The sequence below is a fragment of the Agreia bicolorata genome, from assembly GCF_000938265.1.
GTDB classification, from domain to species: Bacteria; Actinomycetota; Actinomycetes; order Actinomycetales; family Microbacteriaceae; genus Agreia; species Agreia bicolorata.
This window is the reverse complement of the sequence record NZ_JYFC01000003.1, coordinates 176,225-198,191: the sequence shown is the minus strand read 5'-3', so window position 1 is coordinate 198,191 and position 21,967 is coordinate 176,225. Positions and strand designations below refer to the sequence as shown.

Below are 21,967 nucleotides of genomic sequence, written 5' to 3'. Positions count from 1 at the left end.
CTTTGCGAGGGTGACGGCTGCGTCGAACTTTACCGAGCAACGGCCTCTCTCCAACGCACCTGGATCGCATCGGCGCGGGCGCCTCAGTGTGCTGGACGAATTTCAGTGGCCTGAGACCATACGGCTTGCCAGCGCCCGTCAAGAAGCTCGTAACTGTCGGTGTGCCAGTAATCGGTGAGTGGAATCGGATGTCCGCCGAACTCGACCTCCAGGGCTGCCCGATAGCGGATTATGGCAGCGTCGCCGCGGAGGCGAACGGCGATGTGTCCAGGCTCCCAGCTGAGGTAGTTGATCTGCTTTGCGGCAATGGCGCCCAAATACTGCTCGCGGGTGAGAACGGCCCCGATCGGGGTGATGAGCTCGAAGTCGGTTCCGTGATGGATGATCGCCTCGTCGGTATTGCCTTCGACGAGGGCAAGCAGGCGTGCCCGTTCAGTGGATCGGATGAGGTCTTCGGTGATGGAGTTTCTGCTCGTCATTGCGATCCGTTTCTTGTCGTCACATCGGCTGCCCCGATCTGCTTTGGACAGTTTGACATAAAATGTCCAATCCGCCAGGATCGTCTCTATGGGCTCCACTGAGAAAACCGACCAGATTCTGGATGCTTCGCTGGCCGTGTTCTGTCGCTACGGATTCAGCAAGACGACCATGAAGGATCTCGCTGAAGCGGCAGGCATCTCGCGTGCGTCCCTCTACCTCCACTTCAGCAACAAGGAGGACGTATTTCGCGCCGGCTCACAACGGGCACATGCCACAGTCATGGCAGATGTCGAAGCCATGCTGAAAACTGACGGTCCCGCCATCGAGCGGATCAACAAAGCGATGACCGCCTACCTCCAGGGGCTTATGGAGGAGATCAGCGCCAGCCCTCACGGGCAGGAGCTGTTCGACTCCAATCTGGCGCTCTCCAAAGACATCACCCAAGAGTCCCGCCAACATCTGACCAACCGAATCGCTGAAGTTCTCGACGAAGCCGCCGTCGCAGGAGAAATCGCCCTCGACGACCTCGGAACAACACCGACAGACGTGGCCGACCTCATTCTTGCCACGGTGGAGGGAACCAAAGCAGCAGGAGGCGCGGGTGGGCAACTCAGCGAAAGGAGTTCGCTGCTTATGCGGATCCTCGGTGCGGCCATCTCCCGTTAGCAAAGACTGAGGCGACCTCCTTTTACTGAGTAATGGCCTCTCTCCACAGCGTATGAAGCTGCTCGGCCGTCTGGCGGTTCGCCGCCGCCAGCACGCCGCCGCTCGCCGGGAACAGCGTGTCGTCGCCGCTCTCATCGAGCACGACGCCTCCCGCCTCGCGCACGATGAGCACCGCGGCCAGGTGATCGACAGGCCCGAAGCGGCCGATGACTGCGCCGATGCCGTGGCCGAGCGCGATGCCGGCCACGGTGAGTGTGCCCGACCCCATGATGCGCATCGTGCAGTAGCGCTGTGACAATGCCTCGAGCATGGGTAGCATTCCCGGCCATGCGGCGTGGGCCGCGAGCTCCGTGCTGACCATCGCGCCGCGCAGGGGATCAGGGGCCGGCCCGATCGTCGGCGCCGACAGAGCCTCGGCATCCGGCTCATTGAGACACAGCCGGATGCCGCCGGCCCAGGCGCCGCCGCCGGCTTCGGCCTCGACGACCACGCCGCGCCACGGGTCGGCGACCACACCGACCACCGGTGCGCCATCCATGACCAGGGCGAGCGAGAAGCTCGTCCACGGCATGCCGTTGGCGAGGTTGGCCGTTCCGTCGACGGGATCGAGGTACCAGCACGGTTTGTCGGCCTGCGCCTCGCCGCCGAACTCCTCGCCCACGAAGCAGTGGTCGGAGAACTGGGCACCGATCACGGCGCGCACCACGCGCTCGATCGCGAGGTCGATTTCGGTCACGTGGTCGGCGGGATTCGCCTTGGTCGCCACGGTGGTCACGTGATGCTTGCGAACGTACTCGACGGCCCAGCTCGCCAGCTCGCGGGCGATGAGTCGGGCGCGAGGCAGCATCTGCACGGTCGCGGCCGCGTCGTTGTCTCGAAGGCACAGCAGCAGGGCGAGCTGGTTGCTCGTGATCGAATCCACCCCGATAGAGAGGAGCCAGGCCATCTGTTCGGTGTCGTCGACCGTCCAACACGAGACCCGCACGCCGAGCGAATGGATGGCCGCGACGAGCGCGCGCCCGACGTAGACGTGGGGCAGATTCACGAAGGCGGGCCGCAGCTCGGCGAGATCCAAGGCGGTGGGCGCGCTCGCCTCGCCCCATGGCATCCAGATCTCGGCCGCGGCGTCGCGGCGACGGATCATCTTCATTGCATCGATGTGGCCGCACCAGGCGACCCTGGCCGTCGACCCTGACGTCGCGACGACGCGGTGCGCGGCTGCAGCGGGTTCGGACGAGTCCATGTCGATGAGCAGAAGGGGAGTCTCGCCATGCATGAGGTGCAGTGCGTCGCGCAGCAACGGGATGCGCAGCTCGCCCCCGCCCAGCTTCTCGACCTCGGCCAGCGTGAGGTCGGCGATGTTCGCGTCGATGCCCCAGAGTCGGTTGAGGGTGGCGTCGTGCAGCAGCACGACCTCGCCGTCGCGGGTGAGGCGCACGTCGATCTCGATCGTGTCTGCTCCCGCCACGATTGCTGAGCGGATCGCCTCGAGTGTGTTCTCGCGGTGCACGGAGGAATCGCCGCGATGGGCGACGATCGCGGTCATGCCCTGCCCCCGGCCAGAATGCCGTCGACGTAGTGCCGCACGTTGTTCAGCGTCACGGTTCCGTGGTCGCCCACGGCGGGAGGAGTCCCGCCGGCGACTGAGCGCACTTCGGTGCCGCCCGCGCTGAGCACGAGCTCGGAGAAGTGTCCGTGTGGGAGCACTCGCCGCACCTCGACGGGCGTGGCCCCGGGTCGCTGTACACCCGATGCGGGTTCGAAGAGCACGTCTTCGGGGCGCACGGCCCAGGCCTCAGCGGGCGCGGCATCCGGCATGGCATCCGGCGCTGCGTCTGCCACGATACTCAGGCTCGCGCTCTCGAACAGAGTCGGTGCCGGCAGCACATTCATGCTGCCGATGAACGAGGCCACGAAGAGTGTGCGGGGGTTGGCATAAAGCTCGGTCGGGGTCGACACCTGCTCGATGCGGCCCGCGTTCATCACGGCGACGCGGTCGGAGATGGCCATCGCCTCGTCTTGGTCGTGGGTGACCATCACGGTGGTGATGCCGAGGCGCTGCTGAATGTCGCGGATCTCCTCGCGTACTTTGACCCTGAGCTTCGCGTCGAGGTTCGACAGCGGCTCGTCGAGCAGCAGCAGGTCGGGCCGCTGCACGATCGCGCGGGCGAGGGCTGCACGCTGCTGTTCACCGCCCGAGATGTGCGCGGGTCGGGAGTGCGCGTGGTGGGCGAGGTTCACGGTCTCGAGAGCCGCCATCACACGCTGGGTGATCTCGGCGCGAGGGACGCGTTTGATCGACAGCGGAAAGGCCACGTTCTTGAACACCGTGAGGTGCGGCCAGAGGGCGTAGTTCTGAAAGACCATCGCGCTCGGCCTCTTGTCTGGACCCTTGTCGGTGACGTCGACGCCGCCGATGCTGACCGAGCCTGTGTCGGGCTCGAGGAACCCGGCCATCATGCGCAGTGTCGTGGTCTTGCCGCATCCGGACGGGCCGAGCAGGGCGACGAGCTCGCCCGCGGCCACATCGAGTTCGAAGTTCTCAACGATCGTGCGATTGCTCAGCACCTTCGTGAGTGCGGTGACGGTGAGCCCCGAGGGAGTCTCGGTCTTGGTGAGTGGTGTCATGACGATGGCCTAACGAATCTGGAAGCCCTCGGCCAGACGTCCGCCCATGATGTAACGGCGGGCGAGGAGCAGGAGGGCGACGGAGGGAACGGAGAGCAGGATCGCGAAGACCGCGGCGACCTGCTTGGGGTAGTTCAGAACGAGCGAGTACATCTCGGTGGGCATGGTCATGTAGACCGGAGCCCCCACGAGGTAGGTGCCCTGCGCCTCATCGAAGGCGGCGAGAAACGACATAAGAACGGCCACGAGGATGCCGGGCAGGGCGAGTGGCAGGGTCACACGCACGAAGGTGCGGATGCGCCCGGCCCCAGCATCGCGGGCCGCTTCTTCGAGCGCGCGGGGCACCGAGCTGAAGGCCGCCGCGGGGATCCAGGTCATAAAAACCACGGTGCCCACGAGCTGCACGATCACGATTCCGGCGATCGTGTTCATGAGGTGCAGGCCATAGAACAGCGAGGCCATCGAGACGAAGAGCCCCATCTTGGGAAATGCGTTCGTGGCGAACAGGCCCACCAAGAAGACGCGGCGCCCCGGAAACTCGAAGCGAGAGAAGGCGTAGGCGGCGGGAAGGCAGACGACCGCCGAGACCAGCACGGTGAGCGGCGCGAAGTAGAGCGAGTTGCGTACCGCGGCGCCGAGCCCGGCGTCGTTGAAGACCACCGACCACCAGTCCAGGGTGAGTCCGGCCGGAAGCAGGCTGGGGTAGTCCCACGAGGTCGCGAAGGCGTGCGCCGCGAGCCACAGCAGCGGGCCGAGGATGAAGATCGCCACCACGGCGAACAGAACGCCCGTGACAACGCCGCGGGAGAGTGAGCGTGCGCGCATCAGACCCGACCTTCTTTCTTTGCCGATCGAAAGTTCGCCCAGACGTAGAAGAACGCGATTCCGGATGCGAGCACGAAGACCACGACGGCCATCACGATCGCCTGCTGCGGATGGTTGAACGCCTGGAAGTACTTGGAGATATCGACGCCGAGCATGCTCGGCGCGTTCGGGCCAGTGAAGTAGGGAACGGTGAACGAGCCGAGCACCCCGATGGCCGTGAAGGTGGCGGCGATCACGAGCGGGATCGCGCTCAGGGGAACGAGAATCCTGGTGATGATCGCGAACGACGAGGCACCGGCATCCCGGGCCGCCTCGATCATGGCGTCGGGAATCGACTGAACCCCCGAGGTGGCCATGAGCGTGGCGAACGGCAGGCTCGTCCACACCGAGCCGATGACCACGGCCACGGTCGTGTAGCCCCAGGTCGGACCGGTAAGGCCGAAGAGCGCAAAGACGGTGCGCACGAATCCATCGCCCGAATAGAAAGTCAGGATGGCCCACGACGCGATCACCACGGGGATGAAGAGGGGCACCACGGCGAGGCCGGCGAAGACGGTCGCGAGCCGCCCGCCGCGCAGGCGCAGGTTGAGGGCGATGCCCAGCGCCAACGCCAGCACGATCGCGGTCGAGATGACGGTCACGCCGATGGTCACGCCGAGGTCGCGGGTGAAGCGCGGGTCGGTGAAGACGTCGACATAGGCCTGTGCGGTTCCCCACCAGCTCGTCGCCTCGCGGGTATTGAGTCCGATCGAGGCGATTGTGCTGTTGAGCCCGCCCGTGTGGCCGAGGCTGAAGCCGATGGCGAGAACCACGGGGATGCCCACGAAGAGTGCGAGCAGCACCACGGGCGGAAGGGCCATGGCGAGGCCGATGCCGGAGCGGCGGGCCTCAGGGGAGACCCGCCGCCGGGCACCGACCGGGGCGCGACGCCCCGATCGGATTGCTGTCACTGTCCGGGAACCTTCGCGTCCCAGAGGTTGTTCATGTCGGAAGCCATCTGGCTGTAGTAGGTGGGACGCAGCGTCGACGGGTCGGCGGCAGCGAACTGGTCTTTCAGCTCGGAGGGAACGCTGTCGAGCGAGACCACCGGGTAGCCCGCGATCGTCGACGCGATGAGCGCCTGGCCCTCAGACGAGAGCACGTAGTCGGCAAGCTTCTGGGCGACGTCTTTGTGGGCCGCCGTCTTGGGAATGCCGAGGTACGAGGCGCTGCCCGTGAACGAGGGGTTCGAGATCTGCGCGTACTTGATGTTCGAGGGCAGGGTCCCGGTCTTCTGGGCGGTGATGACCTGGTCGCTCCAGACGGGAGCCATCTCGATCGCGCCGGTGCCGAGGAGGTCGAGCACCTGGTTATTGCCGTTGGGGTAGACGCCCTGCTGGTACATCGAGGAGTTGAGGCTCTTGAGCTCGTCGAAGCCCTTGTCCCACTCGCCCTCGAGCGACTGGTCGTAGCCCGTGGTCATGGTGGTGCGCGAGGCGTCGGAGACGTACTTGTCGAGCACGGTCGTCACGAATGCCGCACCGGATCCTCCGGTGGAGGGCGAGTTGTAGGTGAACTGGCCCGGGTTGGTGGTGATCCACTTGAGCAGCTCGTCAAGAGTTGCCGGCGGGGTCTTCACCTTGGTGGAGTCGTAGGCCAGCAGCACGGAGGAGGCGCGGTAGGGGATTCCGAAGCCGGCGCCGGCTTTCACCGTGGTGTCGGGCACCGTGGCGAGGTTGGGGATGTTGTCGGCCGACACGTCTTCGAGCAGGCCTGCCTTGCCGGCTGCCTGGATGAAACCGGAGTCGATGAGGTCGAAGCCGGGGTCTTCTTTGGCCTGCACTGAGCTGGTGAGCTTGGCCATGGTCTGTGCGTCGTGCTCGCCGTGCAGGTCGAGCGTGGTCGTGACGGATGCGCCAGGGTTGGCCTTCTCGAAGGCGGGGATGATGGCGTCTGTCCAGAGGCTCTGAACGTTGGTGTCGCCGGAGATGAACACTGTGGCGGTGCCGGAGGCGTCGGTCACGGCGTGGTTGGTTGCGGCGGCGTCGGTACTGGCGGTGGGGGCGCAGCCGGCCAGCGCGAGCGCGACCGCTGCGGCGGCGGAGAGGGTGAGAAGACAGCGACGGGGCATCACGGTTGTAGGTCCTTCGGGTCGGGTGTCGATGCGAATCGCATCGTTTCGATGGTGCGGTCCGACGGTGTATTGATCCTTAACGCAACGTTGCGATTCGACGACGGCATGACCAACTCGCCCTGGGAGGAAGCTGCACGTCGATATGGTGAAAAACATGACCACGAGCTCGGTGCGCACGTCTGTGACCCTCGCCGATGTCGCTGCGCTCGCGAAGGTGTCGACCTCCACCGCGTCGCTGGCCTACCGCCGCACGGGCTCGATCACCGAGCGCACGAGGGCGCGCATCCTGGCCGCCGCGGCCGAGATCGGATACGCCGGACCGAATCCGACCGCACGCTCGCTGAAGAGCGGCCGCTCGGGCATCGTGGGCATCATCGTGGCGGGAACCGTGCGTCGCGCCTTCCAGAATCCGGTGGCGATGGCCACGATGTCGGGGCTCAGCGAGGCACTCGACGACCTCGACGTGGGCCAGCTTCTGTTGTCACACCGATCAGAGTCGGGCGATCGGTCGGCCCGGCTGCTCGACGGTATGCCCGTCGACGCCGTCGTCTTTCTTACCCGCGGTGAGGAGTTCGACGGTCTCCTGCCGAGCATGCGTGCGCGCCGCATTCCCATGGTCGGGGTCGAGGGACCGCACGAAGAGGGCGTCACCCTGGTCGACATCGACGACGCCAGCGGGATGGCCGTGCTGGCAGGTCGCATGCGCGATCTCGGCCACAGGCGAGTCGGGGTGGTGATGCGGGCCACGCGCATCGATGCGAACGGACCGCCCGGTCCGCTTTCATCGGTTGATGCCGATTTCGATTCGATCAGCAACCGCACGATTCGGGAACGACTGCGGGCCGTCGCATCCGTCTTTCCCGACGCCGTGCGCGTCGAGGCGGGCGGCCGCGAACTCGACTCGGGCGAGATCGCCGCGGGGCGCCTGCTCGATGCCGCTTCACCGCCGACGGCCATCCTCGCGCAGAACGACATGCTCGCCGTCGGGGCGCTCCGTGCGGCAGAGGCGCGAGGACTGCAGGTTCCGCGAGACCTCACCGTGACGGGCTTCGACGGTGCAGACATTCCGCTGCTTGATCGTCGCCTCACGACAGTGGAGCAGCCATTGCACGACCGCGGACTTCAGGCCGGCCGCATGGTGGGTGAGTTGCTGGCGGGCGGAAGCCCCTCGAGCATCGTGCTGCCGGTGGCCTTCCGCGAAGGCGACACGTCGGGGCCGCCGCGCTGATAGCAGTGTGTCGCTGAAGTGCGGAGAATGGCCGCTTCGATTCACTCCGATACGGCCATTCTCCGCCCCTCAGTTCGAGTCGACGACGTCTAGTGCCCGTACTGGAAGTACCAGAGGGTGGGACTGCCGTTGAGTTGTCTGCACGCGGTAACCGAATAGCCGTTCGCCTTATAGGCCTTCATTTCCGCATTGCAGGCTGCCGACGAGGTCGCCGACCAGGTTCCGTAGTAACTGACTGCGTGTGCGGTGGTCGGAACCGCAAGAAGTCCAACGGCGAGGGCGATTCCAGACGCGGTCGATAGCGCTTTTCTCATGAAACCACCCTATTCGGGGGTAGCTCGTGCGTCTACGTGATCGGTCGGGGCGCAGGAATCCCTCGGTTCTTCACGCGCCGCCTAAAGTCGAACAATGACCACGGACGCTTTCCGCGCAGCCCGCGACCAGTTGGTTGCCCTGCGCGACGACTACGACACCGCCCGCCAAGACTTCGAATGGCCGGATGTCGGTCCCCACTTCAACTGGGCGATCGACTGGTTCGACGAGATCGCCAGGGGCAATGACGCCGAGGCTCTCGTGATCGTCGAAGAAGACGGACGCCGCACCACGCGCACCTTCGATGAACTCGCCACTCGCTCAGACCAGTTGGGCCACTGGTTCAGCGCCCGGGGCGTCGCGAAGGGCGACACCGTGATGCTCATGCTCGGCAACCAGGTGGAGCTCTGGGAGGCGATGCTCGCCATTATGAAGCTGGGCGCGGTCATTCTTCCGACGACAACGGCGATGGGCCCGGCCGATCTCGTCGACCGTGTCGATCGTGGGTCGGTGCGTCACGTGATCGTGGATGCCGCCGATGCCGCCAAGTTCGATGCCGTGCCGGGGGAGTACACCCGTATTCGGGTCGGGAATGCGGCGGCCGCGCCAGCGGCATCCGGTTGGCTGACCTTCGACGACGCGTTCGCGGGCGACCCGACCAAAGCAGGCCCCCTGCCGCATCCCGGCAACTCCTCGCCCGACGCGCTTCTGCTGTACTTCACGTCGGGCACGACCAGCAGGCCGAAGCTGGTCGAGCACAGCCACGTGTCGTACCCGGTGGGACACCTGTCGACCATGTATTGGCTGGGCCTGCGCCCGGGCGACGTGCACCTGGCGATCAGCTCGCCGGGCTGGGCGAAGCACGCGTGGAGCTGCTTCTTCGCGCCGTGGATCGCCGAGGCCACGATCTTCGTCTACAACTACGCGCGTTTCGACGCGGTGACCCTGCTTGACCGCATTCGCGAAGAGAAGGTCACCTCGTTCTGCGCCCCGCCCACCGTGTGGCGCATGCTCATCCAGACCGACCTGAGCGCGGGCGCGGGAGACCTTCGAGAGGCGATCTCGGCCGGCGAGCCGCTGAACCCCGAGGTGATCACCCGGGTGCGCGAGAAGTGGGGCCTGACCATCCGCGACGGCTATGGCCAGACCGAGATGACCGCTGTCGTGGCCAACACCCCCGGCTCCGACATAAAGGACGGCTCGATGGGCCGGCCGCTTCCGGGCTGCCCGATCGTGCTCGTCGACCCCGTGACGGGTCTCGAGGCGAACGAGGGCGAGATCTGCGTCGACGTGCGCTCGCGCCCGGTGAACCTCATGACCGGCTACGTGGGTGACCCCGCGAAGAACGCAGAGAGCGAGCACGACGGATACTTCCACACCGGAGACGTGGCCACGCGCGATGCCGCTGGGTATCTCACCTACGTGGGCCGAACCGACGACGTGTTCAAGGCATCCGATTACAAGATCAGCCCGTTCGAGCTCGAGAGTGTGCTCATCGAGCACCCGTCGGTGGTCGAGGCAGCCATCGTGCCCGCTCCGGATGCCCTGCGGCTCGCCGTTCCAAAGGCCTACGTTGTGCTTGCGGCCGGATTCGAGCCGACGGATGCGACGGCGAAGGAGATTCTGCGATTCGCGCGTGAGCGGCTGGCCCCGTTCCAGCGCATCCGCCGTATCGAGTTCTTCGAGTTGCCGAAGACGATCTCGGGCAAGATTCGCCGGGTCGAGCTGCGCGAGCGCGAGGAGCGCGTTGCAGAGGGTGTTGTCGTCGCGGTGGAATGGCGCGACGATCAGTTTCCTGAACTCAAGGCCGTGGGCAACACGGGCGCGGCGACGTCGTGACGGATGTTCTCTTCGAGGTTCGGGGTCGGCTCGCGCGCATCACGCTGAACCGGCCGCGCGCGATCAACGCGTTGACGCACGAGATGGTCCTCTCGATCGGAGTGGCCCTCGACGCATGGGCTCTCGACGATTCGATCAGCACGGTTCTGCTCACCGGCAACGGCACTCGCGGGCTGTGCGCGGGCGGCGACGTGACCCAGTTGTATAGCCGTGTCGCGGCGGACGACGTGGCCGCGGCCGTGGGGTTTCTGCGCGACGAGTACCGGGTGAACAACCTCATCGCGCGCTACCGGAAGCCGTTCGTGGCGATCATGAATGGCTTTGTACTCGGCGGTGGAATCGGTCTCTCGGGCCATGCTTCGCACCGGGTGGTCACCGACGATTCGGCGCTCGGCATGCCCGAGGTCAGCATCGGTCTCACGCCGGATGTCGGCGGCAGCTGGCTACTGAGCCGCGCGCCCCGAGAGCTGGGCACCTACCTCGCCCTCACCGCGCGCACCGCCTCGGCGGCCGACGCGATTGAACTCGGCCTCGCGGATGCGTTCGTGCCCGAGGATCGACTCTCCTCTCTTGTCGCATCGTTGGAGGAGTTGCCGGCCGACGAGGCCGTTGCCGCCCTTGCCGCCGAGCCGCCGCGGGGCGCCCGCGCATCCGATGGCTTGATCTCTGACGCGTCGTGGATCGAGCCGGCCTTCGCGCACGATACCGTCGGTGAGATTCTGGATGCCCTGGCGACGTCGGGCGCCCCGGCAGCGGTGGAGACTGCAGCGCTCATCAGAACCAAGTCGCCGACCGCGGTGGCCGTCACCCTGGAGTCGCTGCGTCGCGCTCGCGAGCTGCCCACCCTCGAGGCCTGCTTCAACCAGGAGCTTCGCATTATGGCGCACGCCCTGGCGCACCCCGACTTTCGCGAGGGAGTGCGCGCGCAGGTCATCGACAAGGACCGCACACCGCGCTGGGCGCCGGGCACCCTCGAGCAGGTTTTGCCGTCGATCGTCGCGTCGTTCTTCGAGGCCTAGCCAGCGTCGGGGGCTGTGCTTACACTTCGGATATGAGAGCCGATACCTTTTTTCTTCTGTCAGACGCCGCACTTCGCAGCGTCATCGATCGAGTGCAGCCGGGCGACTTTGACAAGCCCGTTCCTGCCTCGTGGACGTCCATCGAAAACCCCACTGTCCTCGACATCCTCAAGTCGCATGCCTACGACGAAGCCTGGATTCCCGGGGTGCTGGCCGGCAAGTCCATCGCCGACGGCGACGAGCTGCGTGACAAAGATCTGCTCGGCGACAACCCCGTCGCCGCCTACGACGCACTGAACGACGCAGCGACGGCGCTGGTGCAGGGCGGCGTCGACCTCGAGTCGACGTTCCATTTTCAGTACGGCGACTACCCGGCCGACGAGGGTCTCTCGCATCTCGCCATGTACCGAGCGACTCAGGCGTGGATGATCGCCAAGCACCTCGGAATCCCCTTCCATCTCTCACCCGAACTCATCGACGGGCTGAACGAGTGGGTCGTTCCTCACGCAGACGAGTGGCGCAGCTTCGGGGTCTTCCCTCCCGCGATCGAGCCGCCGGCCGATGCCGACGATGAGACGCGGCTGCTGTGTGCCATCGGCTTCTGGGTGTCCTAGTGATGCAGATCACCCTGAATCCGATCGGCCACGTGCACAGCAGTCGGGCTGAGGTGCGCGACGACCTCTGGGACGCGGAAACGACGTCGATCGTCGTCGACGGTGACTCGTTCACGTCTGAGGCGTTGCGTGAACTCGACAGTTTCAGTCATGTCGAGGTCGTTTACTTCTTCGATCAGGTCGCCCCTGAGAAGATCGAACACGGAGCCCGACACCCCCGCGGCAACACGGAGTGGCCGCTGGTGGGAATCTTTGCGCAGCGGGGCAAGAACAGGCCGAACCGTCTCGGGGTCACCGTCTGCCGAATCCTCCGGGTGCATGGACTCACCATTGAAGTCGAGGGACTCGACGCCGTCGCAGGCACGCCAGTAGTCGATATCAAGCCATATATGAAAGAGTTCGGTCCCAGGGGCGACATTCGCCAGCCGGCCTGGGCGTCCGAATTGATGAGCGAGTACTGGACTTCATCGAGCTGAGCGCCTCAGTTCGATACTCCGCCAGCGTCGATCACACTCACTGCGCCGAGCTGCGCCTCACGACGAGCTGCGGCTTCAGTACCACCGTGCGGTGCTCGTGCGTTGCCGGGTTGTCGACCTCCTCGGCGAGAAGCCCGGCGGCGATCACGCCCATCTCGCGCCCGGGCTGAGCGATCGTGGTGACCGGCACGGCGCTCTCGGCTGCATAGTGATTGTTGTCGTAGCCCGTGAACGCGATGTCGTCAGGCACCCTGACTCCGGCGGAGGTGAGGTGCTCGATGCATCCGACGGCGAGCGAGTCGGCGGCGCAGATGACGGCATCGGGTCGATCGTCAGCGTGTCGGTCGGCGAGTTGCTCGCCGAGAATGCGTCCGACCTTTGTCGTGAGACTGTGAGTCTCGATGATCTCGAGGGTGACTCCCTCGTGCTCCGCGACTGCACGCTCGACGCCCGCGAGGCGGTCGGCGACGGCGTGCAGATGGAGCGGCCCGCCTGCATAGAGCAGCTTGGTGCGTCCTAGATTGATCAGGTGACTTGCCGCGAGGTAGCCGCCGTGCTGCTCGTCGACGATGACGCCGCACGACTGCTCGTCTTCACCGGGCCAGTTCACGAACACCACCGGGCGCCCGTGGCTCCGCACCCGGGCGGCGCCGAGCTGTTCGCCGTCGAGGGGAGCCAGGATGACGCCGCGCACGCGAGTCTCGTCGAACAGGTCGAGATAGTCGTTCTGGCGTCGGAGGTCAACGTCGCTGTTGGCGAGAAGCAGCTTGAGTCCAGCCTCGGCCGCTGCAGACTCGATGCCGCGAGCGATGTCGACGAAGAACGAGTTGCCGATATCGACCAGCACGGCGCCCACGGTGTTGCCCGTCCCCTTGGCGAGGGTGCGTGCCGCGTCGTTCGGAACGAAGGCGAGTTCGTCGACCGCGGCGGCGACCTTCTCACGGGTCGCGGCGCTCAGCAGGTGTGGGCGGTTGAAGAAATTCGAGACGGTGCCGTGGGAGACGCCGGCGCGTTCCGCGACGTCACCCATTCGCGAATCGCTTTGCTGCGGGCTGCGCGCTCTTGATTCCGACATCGTCATCTGCTTTCGTTCTGATCTGCGTTGTTCAGTGAATCGTTACAATTCTCACCTTGCGGATCGAGTCCACTTTACCTATTCTCGTGAGTTGACGCGCATCAATTGATGCGCATCAACAGCAGCGGCACCGCTTGGCGCCTGCATTCAAGGAGGAATTGCAATGACACGACCTATGCGCCGAAGGGCCGCTCTGGTTCCGATCGTGGCCAGCGCGGGAGCGCTCGCCCTCTTGCTCACCGGCTGTGGTGGCGGTGGAGGAGGCGCTAGCTCCGCGGCCACGCAGTTCACGTACCTCATCAACTCCGAGAACACCACCATTCCCGGTCAGCTCACCGCGCTCGCCGACGACCAGTGCAAGGCGGAGAACACGGCACTGCCGCTCAAGGTCGAGACCGTGCCCCAGACGAACCTCGACCAGAAGCTCCAGCTGCTGGCCGGGCAGAACTCTCTTCCCGTGATGTACGCGGCCGGCAACGCTCCCGACCTCACCAAGACCCTCGACAAGTCCGGCAACGTCGTCGACTTCGAGAAGGCCCTGACCGATCTCGGTGCAATCGATGACATCGAGCCGGCTGCGGTCAGCACCATCAAGGCTCTCTACGGCGGCAAGTTCAACGTGCTCCCGTACCAGTACAACATCGAGGGCATCTGGTACAACAAGCAGATCTTCGCCGACGCCGGCATCGAGGTGCCGCAGACGTGGGACGAGCTGGTTGCAGCCGCCGACACCATCTCGAAGACGGGCGTCACGCCGTTCGCCGCCTCCGGGGAGCAGGGCTGGCCGCTCACCCGTCTGGTCGGCGACTACCTCTTCCGCGACCTCGGTCCCGATGCACTGCAGAAGGTTGCCGATGGCGACGCGAAGCTCACCGACCCCGAGTACGTCAAGGCGGCCGCCGCGGTTGCAGACCTTGGCGCCAAGGGCTACTTCGGGCAGGGCGTCGGCTCGATCGACTACGACACGGCCGCCCAGCAGTTCCTCACCGGCAAGGCCGCGATGTTCTACATGGGCAGCTGGATCCTCGACTCGATGAACAACCCTGACGCGAACAAGATCGGCAGTGACAACGTCGGCTTTATGCCGTTCCCCGCTGTCGACGGCGGCAAGGGCTCGATCGATGAGTACCCGGCGAACGTGGGCCTGCCGAGCACGCTGAACGCGAAGGTCTACGACGACAAGGTCGGCGCCTGGCTCGGCTGCATCGCCGAGAACTATGGCAGCGCGGCGCTCCAGAGCGAGGGCAGCATCTCCGGCTTCAAGGCGAACACCGAGGTCACGGGCGTCGCTCCGCTCACCCAGGAGATCCAGACGACGATCTCCAAGTCGACCTCAAGTGTGCTCTGGTTCGAGGCCCTGTTCTCGACGAAGGCCACGACCACCAGCCAGACGAACGCCGCACAGCTCGTGACCGGGGCGATCAGCCCTGAGGACTTCATGAAGCTCGTGCAGGCCGACCTCGACAACTGATCCGAAGCGGGTGGCGGCGGCACATCCGCCGCCACTCGCATCTGGTTCGCGGACGCACACGGAAGTGACATGACATGAAACACGTACTCGGCGACAAGCGGGCGATCGCGATCCTGCTCGGCCCCGCCCTCCTCGTCTACACCCTGGTGATGCTCGTGCCGGTCATCTGGTCGCTCGGCTACACCGTCTTCGAAGGCAACGCGATCACGGGCTTCACGTTCGTGGGCTTCGACAACTTCGTGCGCGCGGCGGGCGACCCGAAGGTGTGGGACGCGGTGCTGTTCACGATCAAGTACGCGGTGGTCGTCACCGTCGGCCAGGTCTTCATGGGCTATCTGATGTCGCTTCTCTACGTCTTCGTACTCAAGCGCTCGTCCGGCATCATCCGTACGCTCGTCTTCTTCCCTGTCGTCCTTCCGACGGTCGCCGTCGCACTCCTGTTCCAGAAGATGTTCGAGGTCGCCCCGACCACCGGCATCGTCAACACGGTCATCAACGCCTTCGGCGGAGACTCGGTCGACTGGTTCGGCAGCGGCGCGAACGCCTTTCTGATCATCGCGATCATGGACATCTGGCGCTCCATCGGTTTCTATGGCGTGCTGCTCTACGCGGGCATCGTCGAGATCCCCGAGGACACGCTCGAATCCGCTCGGCTCGACGGCGCCACCGGCTGGAGTCTCGTGCTTCACATCGTCATTCCGCTGTCGCTCCCCGTGCTGCTCTCGGCGATCATCTTCAGCGTCAACGGCACGCTCAAGGTATTCGACTCGATCATCGCCCTGACGAACGGCGGCCCAGGAAACTCCACGAGTCCACTCACGCTGTACATGTTCCAGACGTCGTTCTCGTATGGCGAGTACGGCTACGGCAGCACCATCGCGCTCCTGCTGACGATCATCTGCCTCATCGTGACCGTGTTCATCTTCCGCTCCTCGCGTCGCGACCTCACGAAAGCCTGAACCGATGACCTCCACCACCGTTTCCGCACCCGGCGCCGTGAAGGCTCCCGAGCGTCGTCCTCGACCCTCGGCCGGCGCGCGTCGCCTGCGTCGATTCCTCGTGAAGCTCCCGCTGAACATCGTCGTCGCGCTCATCCTCGTCATCACGATCTACCCGCTCTTCTGGCTCGTGATCAGCTCGTTCAAAACGAACGACGAGTTCATCAACGGAGACGCTTTCGCACTGCCGAGCACGATCAACTGGCAGAACTACGTCGAGGCGTGGACCACCGGCAATATGGGCCAGTACCTCACGAACAGTGCACTCGCGGTGTTCCCGGCGCTCGCCCTCATCATCGTGTTCGGCACCGCGGCCGGCTTCGCACTCGAGGTCATGGTCTGGAAGGGCCGAAACGCCGTCCTGTTGGCCTTTCTCGTCGGCATCATGGTTCCCGGGCAGATGATCCTGCTTCCGCTCTTCACCGTCTACTTCCAGACCGGTCTCTCCGGCACCCTCTGGCCGCTCATCATCACCTACACGGCCATCGGTCTTCCCTTGACCGTGTTCATGATGGCGACGTTCTTCCGTGCGATCCCGCGCGAGGTGTTCGAAGCGTCGACCCTTGACGGGGCAAGCATCATCCGTTCGTTCTTCGTCATCGGGTTTCCGATGGTTCGCAACGGCATCTTCACCATCGCGCTCGTGCAGTTCTTCTTCATCTGGAATGACCTTCTCATCGCGCTGACGTTCACGAACAGCTCCGATCTCCGCACGATCCAGGTGGGACTGCTCAACTTCACGGGCGAGTTCGGAGCGACCCAGTACGGTCCGCTCTTCGCCGCTATCTGCATCAATGTCTTCGGCACGCTCGTGCTCTACCTCGTGCTGAACCAGCGCGTGATGAAAGGCCTCACAGCGGGGGCCGTCAAGGGCTGACCCGTTCCTCCGCTGCCTTCAACCACTCTGCGCGCCCGGTCGTCCGCGATCGGGAGAAAGGCGATGCTTCGCCATGACCGCTTCACCCACCACAACCCAGACCGCTGACCTCACGGGGTCGGTTCCGGCCTACGCCGCCCCCGTCATCGTGAGCGCGCCCCGATTCGAACACCTCCGCGAGCCACTCGGCATCGGCGTCGCCTCTCCGAGGCTGTCATGGAAGCTCGCGGCGCCCGCGGGGTTCGAGCAGTCCGCGTATCAGATCGAAGCAGTGCGTCGAGGAGGACGAACGCAGAGCGAAGCAGCCGTCTCGTCGGAGCAACTGCTCGTCGAATGGCCGTTCGAGCCACTCGTCTCGCGTGAGTCGGCCGCGGTGCGGGTTCGAGTGCAGGATGGCGACGGAGAGTGGTCGGCGTGGAGTCCAGCCGCGACCGTGGAAGCGGGCCTGCTCGAACCGAGTGAGTGGAGTGCCCTGCCCGTGGGCGGCGCGTGGGCCGAAGACCCGGATGCCGAGCGTCGTCCGTCGCTCGTGCGCCGGGAGTTCTCCCTGCCGGACGATGTTGTCGGTGCCCGTCTGTATGTGACCGCGCACGGACTCGCGGAGGTGGAGATCAACGGACGACGTATCGGGCAGGACGCGCTCGCGCCGGACTGGACCGTGTACGGCAAACGCCTCACCTACCGCACCTACGACGTGCTCGACGCGCTGCGCACCGGCGACAATGCGATCGGTGCGTGGCTCGGCGACGGGTGGTACCGGGGTCGCATCGGCTTTCACGGCGGCTACCCGAACCTCTACGGTGCCGATCTCTCGCTCATCGCGCAGCTCGAGATGACGCATGCCGACGGCCGACGCACCACGATCGCCACCGATGAAGACTGGAGTGCCGGCTTCGGGCCGATCCTGCGCAGCAACCTCTACTTCGGCGAGCATTACGACGCCCGCGAGGAGATCGCCGGGTGGTCTCTGCCCGGGTTCACGGGCGACGGGTTCTCGCCGGTGGCCGTGCGGTCGAGGGATGCCGCCACTCTCGTCGCGCCGCAGGGCCCACCGGTCCGCAATACCCAGATCGTTTCGCCCGTGCAGGTGATCACCTCGCCCTCCGGCGCGACCGTGCTCGATTTCGGACAGAATCTCGTCGGCCGACTGCGCATCCGGGTGTCGGGTGCGCGCGGCGCGACGGTGCAGCTGCGGCACGCCGAGGTCATGCAAGACGGTGAAATCTATACGCGTCCGCTCCGTGGCGCCCTCGCAACCGACAGGTACACGCTGCGCGGTGCCGCCGACTCCGATACCGACCACGTCGAGGTATGGGAACCGCGCTTCACCTTCCACGGTTTCCGCTACGCCGAGATCACCGGATGGCCGGGCGAGTTCGACGCCTCCGATGTCGAGGCGCTCGTCTACCACAGTGATATGGAGCGCACGGGCTGGTTCGAGTCGTCAGACCCGCTCCTCGACCGCCTGCACGAGAACGTTGTCTGGGGCATGCGCGGCAACTTCGTCGGCCTGCCGACGGATTGCCCCCAGCGTGACGAACGTCTCGGCTGGACGGGCGACATCCAGGTGTTCGCGCCCACGGCATCCTTTCTCTACGATTGCGCCGGGTTCCTCGGCGGCTGGTTGCGCGATGTCGAGGCGGAGCAGCTCTCCGACGGCACCGTTCCCTGGTACGTGCCGGTCATCCCCGGCGGCAGCGAGTGGACGCCGATCCGGCCCGGAGCGGTCTGGGGAGACGTGGCCGTGCTGACGCCGTGGACCCTGTTCGAGCGGTTCGGCGATCGCGGTGTGCTGGCGACCCAGTACGAGAGTGCGAAGCGGTGGGTGGACCTCGTCGATCGTCTCGCCGGCCCCTCGCACCTGTGGAACAGCGGGTTCCAGCTCGGCGACTGGCTCGACCCGGCTGCGCCGCCGGAGGACCCTGCCGATGCTGCGACCGACCGCTACCTCGTCGCGACCGCCTACTTCGCGCGCTCCGCGCAGCGACTGGCGGAGACCGCGGTGGAACTCGGCCGCGAAGACGACGCCGCCCACTATGGTCGGTTGGCCGCCGCGATCCGTGAGGCCTTCGCCGCCGAATACGTGCTCGAGTCAGGCGAGCTCACGAGCGATGCCCAGACGGCGTATTCGCTCGCGTTGGAGTTCGGACTGTTCCCGACGTTCGAGCAGCGGGAGTGGGCGGGCGGACGCCTCGCCGAGCTCGTGGCGCAAGCCGGAAATCGGATCGCGACCGGGTTCGCGGGTACGCCGCTGATCACCGACGCGCTGACCGACAGCGGGCACCTCCGGACTGCCTACGACCTGCTGTTCGAGGACGAGTGCCCGTCATGGTTGTATACGGTGAAGCAGGGCGGCACCACCATCTGGGAGCGCTGGGACAGCCTGCGCCCCGACGGATCGGTGAACCCCGGCGGCATGACCTCGTTCAACCACTACGCCCTGGGAGCCGTCGCCGACTGGATGCACCGCACCATCGGCGGCCTGACGAGCGTCGCTCCGGGATACCGGCGGGTGCGGATAGCGCCGCGCCCCGACCCTCGACTCACGTCGGCGGCGGTTGCGCACGAGTCGCCGTACGGACGCATCAGCGTTTCCTGGCGAGTCGTTGGAGGCGAATTGGCAGTCGACGTAGTCGTGCCCGTGGGCGTTACTGCCGAGATCGCTCTACCTGGCGATGAGGAACTAGTGGTGGCGCACGGCGAGCATCGCTTCGTCGTGCCCTTCGTGTCGGATTCCGAGCATCGATGATCAGGGCAGGCGTGGAGGCTTCACCTATTTGGCCGCGCGAGTGAAGGCGTTCAGAAGGTAAGAGACTCGAATGGCTATCGCGTACTTCTTCTCAGCCGGTACGGATCGCGGATCTCTCCGCGCCGCGTGCACGTCGTCGGCATCGAGGCCGGCAAGGGTGGCGATGTTCTCGGCGGTCAGATGAAGCTCGAACATCAGCGAATCGAGGATCCCTGTGAGTCGCTCATCGTCGGGAATCGTCATCCCCTCGATGAGCTGCGCGGCAAGAATCGACAGTCGCATGCTCTCCTCAGAGGAGAACGCCGGGGGAGTCGTCGTGAGCCCAGTGTCTGACTGGCCTGCCGAGAGGAAGGCTCGAAGCGCGTCCGGACTGACGCCGGTGAGCGACTGGAGGCCCTCTTCGGTTATGCCGCCTTCGGCGAGGAGTCTCCGCAATCCGGCCGCCGCATCGAATGCTTCTACCGTCATCGCCGTTACGCGAACGCGTTCACGCCCGTGAGCTCGGCCGAGAGAGCCCACAGTCTGGCGGCATCCTCGCGATCGATCGCGTGGGCATCCACCCCCGCGAAGCGGGCCGTCGGGCTGCCGGCGACGGTGGGTTCTGCGATGTCGCAGTCCTCGCAATAGACGCCGCCCATTCCCTCGAGCTGCGGTGATGTCGCCGCCCACGTCGAGGTGGCCGCGCCCTGGGCCGGCGTCTTGAACCGCTCGTTCACGGTGCCGTCCTCGGTGATCCAGCCCGAGGCGATCATCTCTTCGCGAGGCAGGTGGCGTTGCAACTCGGTCATGATTCCGCCCGGATGCGCCGCGAAGGCTCTGACGCCGTGCGATTGACCCAGCGCATCCAGTTGCACCGCGAACAGGCTGTCAGCCGTCTTCGCCTGGCCGTACGCCTGCCACTTGTCGTAGCCGGACGTGAACTGCGGGTCGTCGAAGCGCATCGGGCTGAGCTTGTGCCCCGTCGACGACAGTGCCACGACGCGGGCTCCGCCGCCTGCGACGAGCGCGGGCCACAGCAGATTCGTGAGCACGTAGTGGCCCAGGTGATTCGTGGCGAACTGCGACTCCCAGCCGTCGCCGACGCGCGCCTCGGGCGAGGCCATGATCGCCGCGTTGTTGATCAGGATGTCGAGGCTGCGCCCCGATGCCACAAAGCGCTCCGCGAACGCGCGAACGCTGTCGAGATCAGAGAGGTCGAGTGTGTCGACCTCGACCGTGGTGAGGCCGCGCGCATCCAGGGCCTGCCGCGCCACCTCGGGGCGGCGGGCGGGCACGACGACGTGCGCGCCGGCATCCGACAGTGCAGTGACCGTCTCGATTCCGAGCCCCGAGTAGCCGCCCGTGACGATGGCCGTCTTGCCCGTCAAGTCGATGCCCTCCAGCACGTCGCTCGCCGTGGAGCGGTCGGTGAATCCGGAGGGCAGGGCGTGCTGCGGCGTAGTTGTCATTGGTCAAGCTTATGTCGCGGCTGGCGCCTGTTGCTGGGCGCGACAGATGTTGCCGGTCGACGGGCAACACCCGTCGCGCGCAGCAACATTCGTGGCGATAGGGTCGGCTCATGCACCTCTTCTTCCGCACGGTCTGGTACCAGTGGCGCGCGCGATCGAGGCGTCGGGTGGGGGCGTTCGATGTTGTGTCCACGCCCTTTCGCGTGCTGCCCAGTGACCTCGACATCTTCAAGCACATGAACAACGGCGTCTACCTGTCGATCCTCGACCTGGGGCGGCTCGACATGCTCGTGCGCAGCGGCATCTGGGCGATCGTGAACGGCCGCGGCTGGTACCCGGTGGTCGTCGCCGAGACCATCAGCTTTCGCAAGTCGCTCACCCTCTGGCAGCGCTTCGACGTGGAATCGCGCGTGCTCGGCTTCGACGACAAGGCCGTCTACGTGGAGCAGCGCTTCACGGTCGACGGCGAGATCTACGCGCACGCATTCATCCGCGGCCGCTTCCTGAAGCGCAGTGGCGGCGTCGTTCCGATGCCCGAGCTTCTGGATGCCGTGGGCCCGATCCCCGCCGAGGTCACGGTTCCGGAATGGCTGCACGAGTGGGGCCAGAAGACGGCGCTGCCTGCGACGAAGGCTCCCGCGCCCAGCGAGTGGTGACGGATGATTGATGAGGTCGGACTGACAGACGGAGGAATCGTCCGGCCACACCCGTTAAGAGGAGGGAACATGACCATTGCTACTCAGCCGCGCAAGCTAGCTGCACGCGGTGCCCTCGCTGTTCTCGTCGGGGTCGCTGCCGTATTCGCGGCCCTCTTTCTCTCGCCATTCTGGTTTGTCGTCGTCGTAGCTATCGCAGCGTGGAACGTGGTTCGTCTCGTCCGTCAGGCGATGGCGGAACCCGCTATTCCGATTGCATCGAGTGCGGTGCTGATCGGCATCAACATCGCTCTCGTGCTGTTCGTGGCCGGGTGGCTCATGACCACCCTTCTGTTCAGTCCTTAGCCCGTAATAGCGCTCAGTCCCTGGAGTAGTAGGTACCGATGCGGTCAGTGGGTACCGGTGTGCCGGCACATACTGTCCGCAGCGGGGACAGTTACAGGCGTGCGCCGCGCCGCTAGTGTGAGGGCACATCGCATGTGCTTCATCAGGG

Annotated in this window: 22 protein-coding genes; 12 read left to right on the top strand and 10 right to left on the bottom strand. The window is 65.6% G+C overall.

Going from position 1 to position 21,967, the window contains the following annotated elements; translation table 11 throughout:
* Window positions 1–83: 83 nt before the first annotated feature.
* Complete coding sequence (locus TZ00_RS07785) at window positions 84–479, bottom strand: nuclear transport factor 2 family protein (protein WP_044440680.1); 396 nt, start codon at window positions 477–479, stop codon at window positions 84–86.
* Between the two features lie 88 nt (window positions 480–567).
* On the opposite strand from TZ00_RS07785, the gene TZ00_RS07780 reads away from it, so the two are divergent.
* Complete coding sequence (locus TZ00_RS07780) at window positions 568–1,146, top strand: TetR/AcrR family transcriptional regulator (protein WP_044440679.1); 579 nt, start codon at window positions 568–570, stop codon at window positions 1,144–1,146.
* Window positions 1,147–1,168: 22 nt separating this feature from the next.
* On the opposite strand, the gene TZ00_RS07775 is transcribed toward TZ00_RS07780, so the two are convergent.
* The 5 genes from TZ00_RS07775 to TZ00_RS07755 are packed head-to-tail and all read right to left on the bottom strand — an operon-like array spanning window position 1,169 to window position 6,709.
* The gene (locus tag TZ00_RS07775) at window positions 1,169–2,692 is read right to left on the bottom strand and encodes an inositol monophosphatase family protein (protein WP_044440678.1); all 1,524 of its coding nucleotides are present in this window, start codon (window positions 2,690–2,692) and stop codon (window positions 1,169–1,171) included.
* Window positions 2,689–3,774: an ABC transporter ATP-binding protein gene (locus TZ00_RS07770; protein WP_044440677.1), complete on the bottom strand. Its 1,086-nt coding sequence runs from the start codon at window positions 3,772–3,774 to the stop codon at window positions 2,689–2,691. Before TZ00_RS07770 ends, TZ00_RS07775 begins: the two co-directional genes overlap by 4 nt.
* Before the next feature lie 9 nt (window positions 3,775–3,783).
* The gene (locus TZ00_RS07765) at window positions 3,784–4,599 is read right to left on the bottom strand and encodes an ABC transporter permease (RefSeq protein WP_044440676.1); all 816 of its coding nucleotides are present in this window, start codon (window positions 4,597–4,599) and stop codon (window positions 3,784–3,786) included.
* Window positions 4,599–5,549 (bottom strand): ABC transporter permease, encoded by a 951-nt coding sequence (locus tag TZ00_RS07760; RefSeq protein WP_044440675.1) that lies wholly within the window; start codon window positions 5,547–5,549, stop codon window positions 4,599–4,601. The genes TZ00_RS07765 and TZ00_RS07760 overlap by 1 nt, the downstream gene beginning before the upstream one ends.
* Window positions 5,546–6,709 (bottom strand): extracellular solute-binding protein, encoded by a 1,164-nt coding sequence (locus tag TZ00_RS07755; protein ID WP_238579618.1) that lies wholly within the window; start codon window positions 6,707–6,709, stop codon window positions 5,546–5,548. The genes TZ00_RS07760 and TZ00_RS07755 overlap by 4 nt, the downstream gene beginning before the upstream one ends.
* A gap of 157 nt (window positions 6,710–6,866) precedes the next feature.
* Here TZ00_RS07755 and TZ00_RS07750 point away from each other — a divergent pair, with 157 nt between their 5' ends.
* Complete coding sequence (locus tag TZ00_RS07750) at window positions 6,867–7,940, top strand: LacI family DNA-binding transcriptional regulator (RefSeq protein ID WP_044440673.1); 1,074 nt, start codon at window positions 6,867–6,869, stop codon at window positions 7,938–7,940.
* Between the two features lie 89 nt (window positions 7,941–8,029).
* Here TZ00_RS07750 and TZ00_RS19630 read toward each other — a convergent pair whose 3' ends face one another.
* Window positions 8,030–8,254, bottom strand: coding sequence for a hypothetical protein (locus TZ00_RS19630; RefSeq protein WP_139368521.1), 225 nt, complete (start codon window positions 8,252–8,254; stop codon window positions 8,030–8,032).
* A gap of 94 nt (window positions 8,255–8,348) precedes the next feature.
* Here TZ00_RS19630 and TZ00_RS07745 point away from each other — a divergent pair, with 94 nt between their 5' ends.
* From TZ00_RS07745 to TZ00_RS07730, 4 genes are read left to right on the top strand one after another with little or no spacing between them, the layout of a single operon-like run.
* Window positions 8,349–10,091 carry an AMP-binding protein gene (locus tag TZ00_RS07745; protein WP_044440672.1) on the top strand — a complete coding sequence of 581 codons (1,743 nt, stop codon included), beginning with the start codon at window positions 8,349–8,351 and terminating at the stop codon, window positions 10,089–10,091.
* The gene (locus TZ00_RS07740; RefSeq protein WP_044440671.1) at window positions 10,088–11,110 is read left to right on the top strand and encodes an enoyl-CoA hydratase/isomerase family protein; all 1,023 of its coding nucleotides are present in this window, start codon (window positions 10,088–10,090) and stop codon (window positions 11,108–11,110) included. The genes TZ00_RS07745 and TZ00_RS07740 overlap by 4 nt, the downstream gene beginning before the upstream one ends.
* Before the next feature lie 32 nt (window positions 11,111–11,142).
* On the top strand, window positions 11,143–11,724 hold the full coding sequence (locus TZ00_RS07735) for a DinB family protein (RefSeq protein ID WP_044440670.1): 582 nt from the start codon (window positions 11,143–11,145) through the stop codon (window positions 11,722–11,724).
* Window positions 11,725–11,726: 2 nt separating this feature from the next.
* Window positions 11,727–12,200, top strand: coding sequence for an SAM-dependent methyltransferase (locus TZ00_RS07730; protein ID WP_044441351.1), 474 nt, complete (start codon window positions 11,727–11,729; stop codon window positions 12,198–12,200).
* A gap of 37 nt (window positions 12,201–12,237) precedes the next feature.
* Here the strand turns inward: TZ00_RS07730 and TZ00_RS07725 are convergent, their stop codons facing one another.
* Window positions 12,238–13,230, bottom strand: a complete 993-nt coding sequence (locus TZ00_RS07725) for a LacI family DNA-binding transcriptional regulator (protein ID WP_044440669.1) — start codon at window positions 13,228–13,230, stop codon at window positions 12,238–12,240.
* A gap of 208 nt (window positions 13,231–13,438) precedes the next feature.
* Between TZ00_RS07725 and TZ00_RS07720 the strand changes: the two genes are divergently transcribed.
* From TZ00_RS07720 to TZ00_RS07705, 4 genes are all read left to right on the top strand, one after another.
* Window positions 13,439–14,746, top strand: a complete 1,308-nt coding sequence (locus tag TZ00_RS07720) for an ABC transporter substrate-binding protein (RefSeq protein WP_044440668.1) — start codon at window positions 13,439–13,441, stop codon at window positions 14,744–14,746.
* Between the two features lie 74 nt (window positions 14,747–14,820).
* Complete coding sequence (locus TZ00_RS07715; RefSeq protein ID WP_044440667.1) at window positions 14,821–15,705, top strand: carbohydrate ABC transporter permease; 885 nt, start codon at window positions 14,821–14,823, stop codon at window positions 15,703–15,705.
* A gap of 4 nt (window positions 15,706–15,709) precedes the next feature.
* Entirely contained in the window at window positions 15,710–16,621 is a 912-nt protein-coding gene (locus tag TZ00_RS07710) for a carbohydrate ABC transporter permease (RefSeq protein WP_044440666.1), read from the top strand.
* A gap of 73 nt (window positions 16,622–16,694) precedes the next feature.
* Window positions 16,695–19,370, top strand: a complete 2,676-nt coding sequence (locus TZ00_RS07705) for an alpha-L-rhamnosidase (RefSeq protein WP_084605985.1) — start codon at window positions 16,695–16,697, stop codon at window positions 19,368–19,370.
* Between the two features lie 24 nt (window positions 19,371–19,394).
* Here the strand turns inward: TZ00_RS07705 and TZ00_RS07700 are convergent, their stop codons facing one another.
* Together TZ00_RS07700 and TZ00_RS07695 are read right to left on the bottom strand one after the other, a co-directional pair.
* Window positions 19,395–19,838: an HTH domain-containing protein gene (locus TZ00_RS07700; RefSeq protein ID WP_044440665.1), complete on the bottom strand. Its 444-nt coding sequence runs from the start codon at window positions 19,836–19,838 to the stop codon at window positions 19,395–19,397.
* A 5-nt stretch (window positions 19,839–19,843) separates the two neighbouring features.
* The gene (locus tag TZ00_RS07695; RefSeq protein WP_044440664.1) at window positions 19,844–20,818 is read right to left on the bottom strand and encodes an SDR family NAD(P)-dependent oxidoreductase; all 975 of its coding nucleotides are present in this window, start codon (window positions 20,816–20,818) and stop codon (window positions 19,844–19,846) included.
* Window positions 20,819–20,928: 110 nt separating this feature from the next.
* On the opposite strand from TZ00_RS07695, the gene TZ00_RS07690 reads away from it, so the two are divergent.
* Together TZ00_RS07690 and TZ00_RS07685 are read left to right on the top strand one after the other, a co-directional pair.
* Window positions 20,929–21,474, top strand: a complete 546-nt coding sequence (locus tag TZ00_RS07690) for an acyl-CoA thioesterase (RefSeq protein WP_044440663.1) — start codon at window positions 20,929–20,931, stop codon at window positions 21,472–21,474.
* Between the two features lie 69 nt (window positions 21,475–21,543).
* A complete protein-coding gene (locus tag TZ00_RS07685) occupies window positions 21,544–21,819 on the top strand; it encodes a hypothetical protein (protein ID WP_044440662.1) in 276 nt (91 codons plus the stop codon).
* Window positions 21,820–21,967 lie beyond the last annotated feature (148 nt).

Coding starts and splice junctions, on each gene's coding strand:
- TZ00_RS07785 (WP_044440680.1), bottom strand. CDS start 479: ATGACGAGCAGAAACTCCATCACCGAAGACCTCATCCGATCCACTGAA.
- TZ00_RS07780 (WP_044440679.1), top strand. CDS start 568: ATGGGCTCCACTGAGAAAACCGACCAGATTCTGGATGCTTCGCTGGCC.
- TZ00_RS07775 (WP_044440678.1), bottom strand. CDS start 2,692: ATGACCGCGATCGTCGCCCATCGCGGCGATTCCTCCGTGCACCGCGAG.
- TZ00_RS07770 (WP_044440677.1), bottom strand. CDS start 3,774: ATGACACCACTCACCAAGACCGAGACTCCCTCGGGGCTCACCGTCACC.
- TZ00_RS07765 (WP_044440676.1), bottom strand. CDS start 4,599: ATGCGCGCACGCTCACTCTCCCGCGGCGTTGTCACGGGCGTTCTGTTC.
- TZ00_RS07755 (WP_238579618.1), bottom strand. CDS start 6,709: ATGCCCCGTCGCTGTCTTCTCACCCTCTCCGCCGCCGCAGCGGTCGCG.
- TZ00_RS07750 (WP_044440673.1), top strand. CDS start 6,867: ATGACCACGAGCTCGGTGCGCACGTCTGTGACCCTCGCCGATGTCGCT.
- TZ00_RS19630 (WP_139368521.1), bottom strand. CDS start 8,254: ATGAGAAAAGCGCTATCGACCGCGTCTGGAATCGCCCTCGCCGTTGGA.
- TZ00_RS07745 (WP_044440672.1), top strand. CDS start 8,349: ATGACCACGGACGCTTTCCGCGCAGCCCGCGACCAGTTGGTTGCCCTG.
- TZ00_RS07735 (WP_044440670.1), top strand. CDS start 11,143: ATGAGAGCCGATACCTTTTTTCTTCTGTCAGACGCCGCACTTCGCAGC.
- TZ00_RS07730 (WP_044441351.1), top strand. CDS start 11,727: ATGCAGATCACCCTGAATCCGATCGGCCACGTGCACAGCAGTCGGGCT.
- TZ00_RS07725 (WP_044440669.1), bottom strand. CDS start 13,230: ATGGGTGACGTCGCGGAACGCGCCGGCGTCTCCCACGGCACCGTCTCG.
- TZ00_RS07720 (WP_044440668.1), top strand. CDS start 13,439: ATGACACGACCTATGCGCCGAAGGGCCGCTCTGGTTCCGATCGTGGCC.
- TZ00_RS07715 (WP_044440667.1), top strand. CDS start 14,821: ATGAAACACGTACTCGGCGACAAGCGGGCGATCGCGATCCTGCTCGGC.
- TZ00_RS07710 (WP_044440666.1), top strand. CDS start 15,710: ATGACCTCCACCACCGTTTCCGCACCCGGCGCCGTGAAGGCTCCCGAG.
- TZ00_RS07705 (WP_084605985.1), top strand. CDS start 16,695: ATGACCGCTTCACCCACCACAACCCAGACCGCTGACCTCACGGGGTCG.
- TZ00_RS07700 (WP_044440665.1), bottom strand. CDS start 19,838: ATGACGGTAGAAGCATTCGATGCGGCGGCCGGATTGCGGAGACTCCTC.
- TZ00_RS07695 (WP_044440664.1), bottom strand. CDS start 20,818: ATGACAACTACGCCGCAGCACGCCCTGCCCTCCGGATTCACCGACCGC.
- TZ00_RS07690 (WP_044440663.1), top strand. CDS start 20,929: ATGCACCTCTTCTTCCGCACGGTCTGGTACCAGTGGCGCGCGCGATCG.
- TZ00_RS07685 (WP_044440662.1), top strand. CDS start 21,544: ATGACCATTGCTACTCAGCCGCGCAAGCTAGCTGCACGCGGTGCCCTC.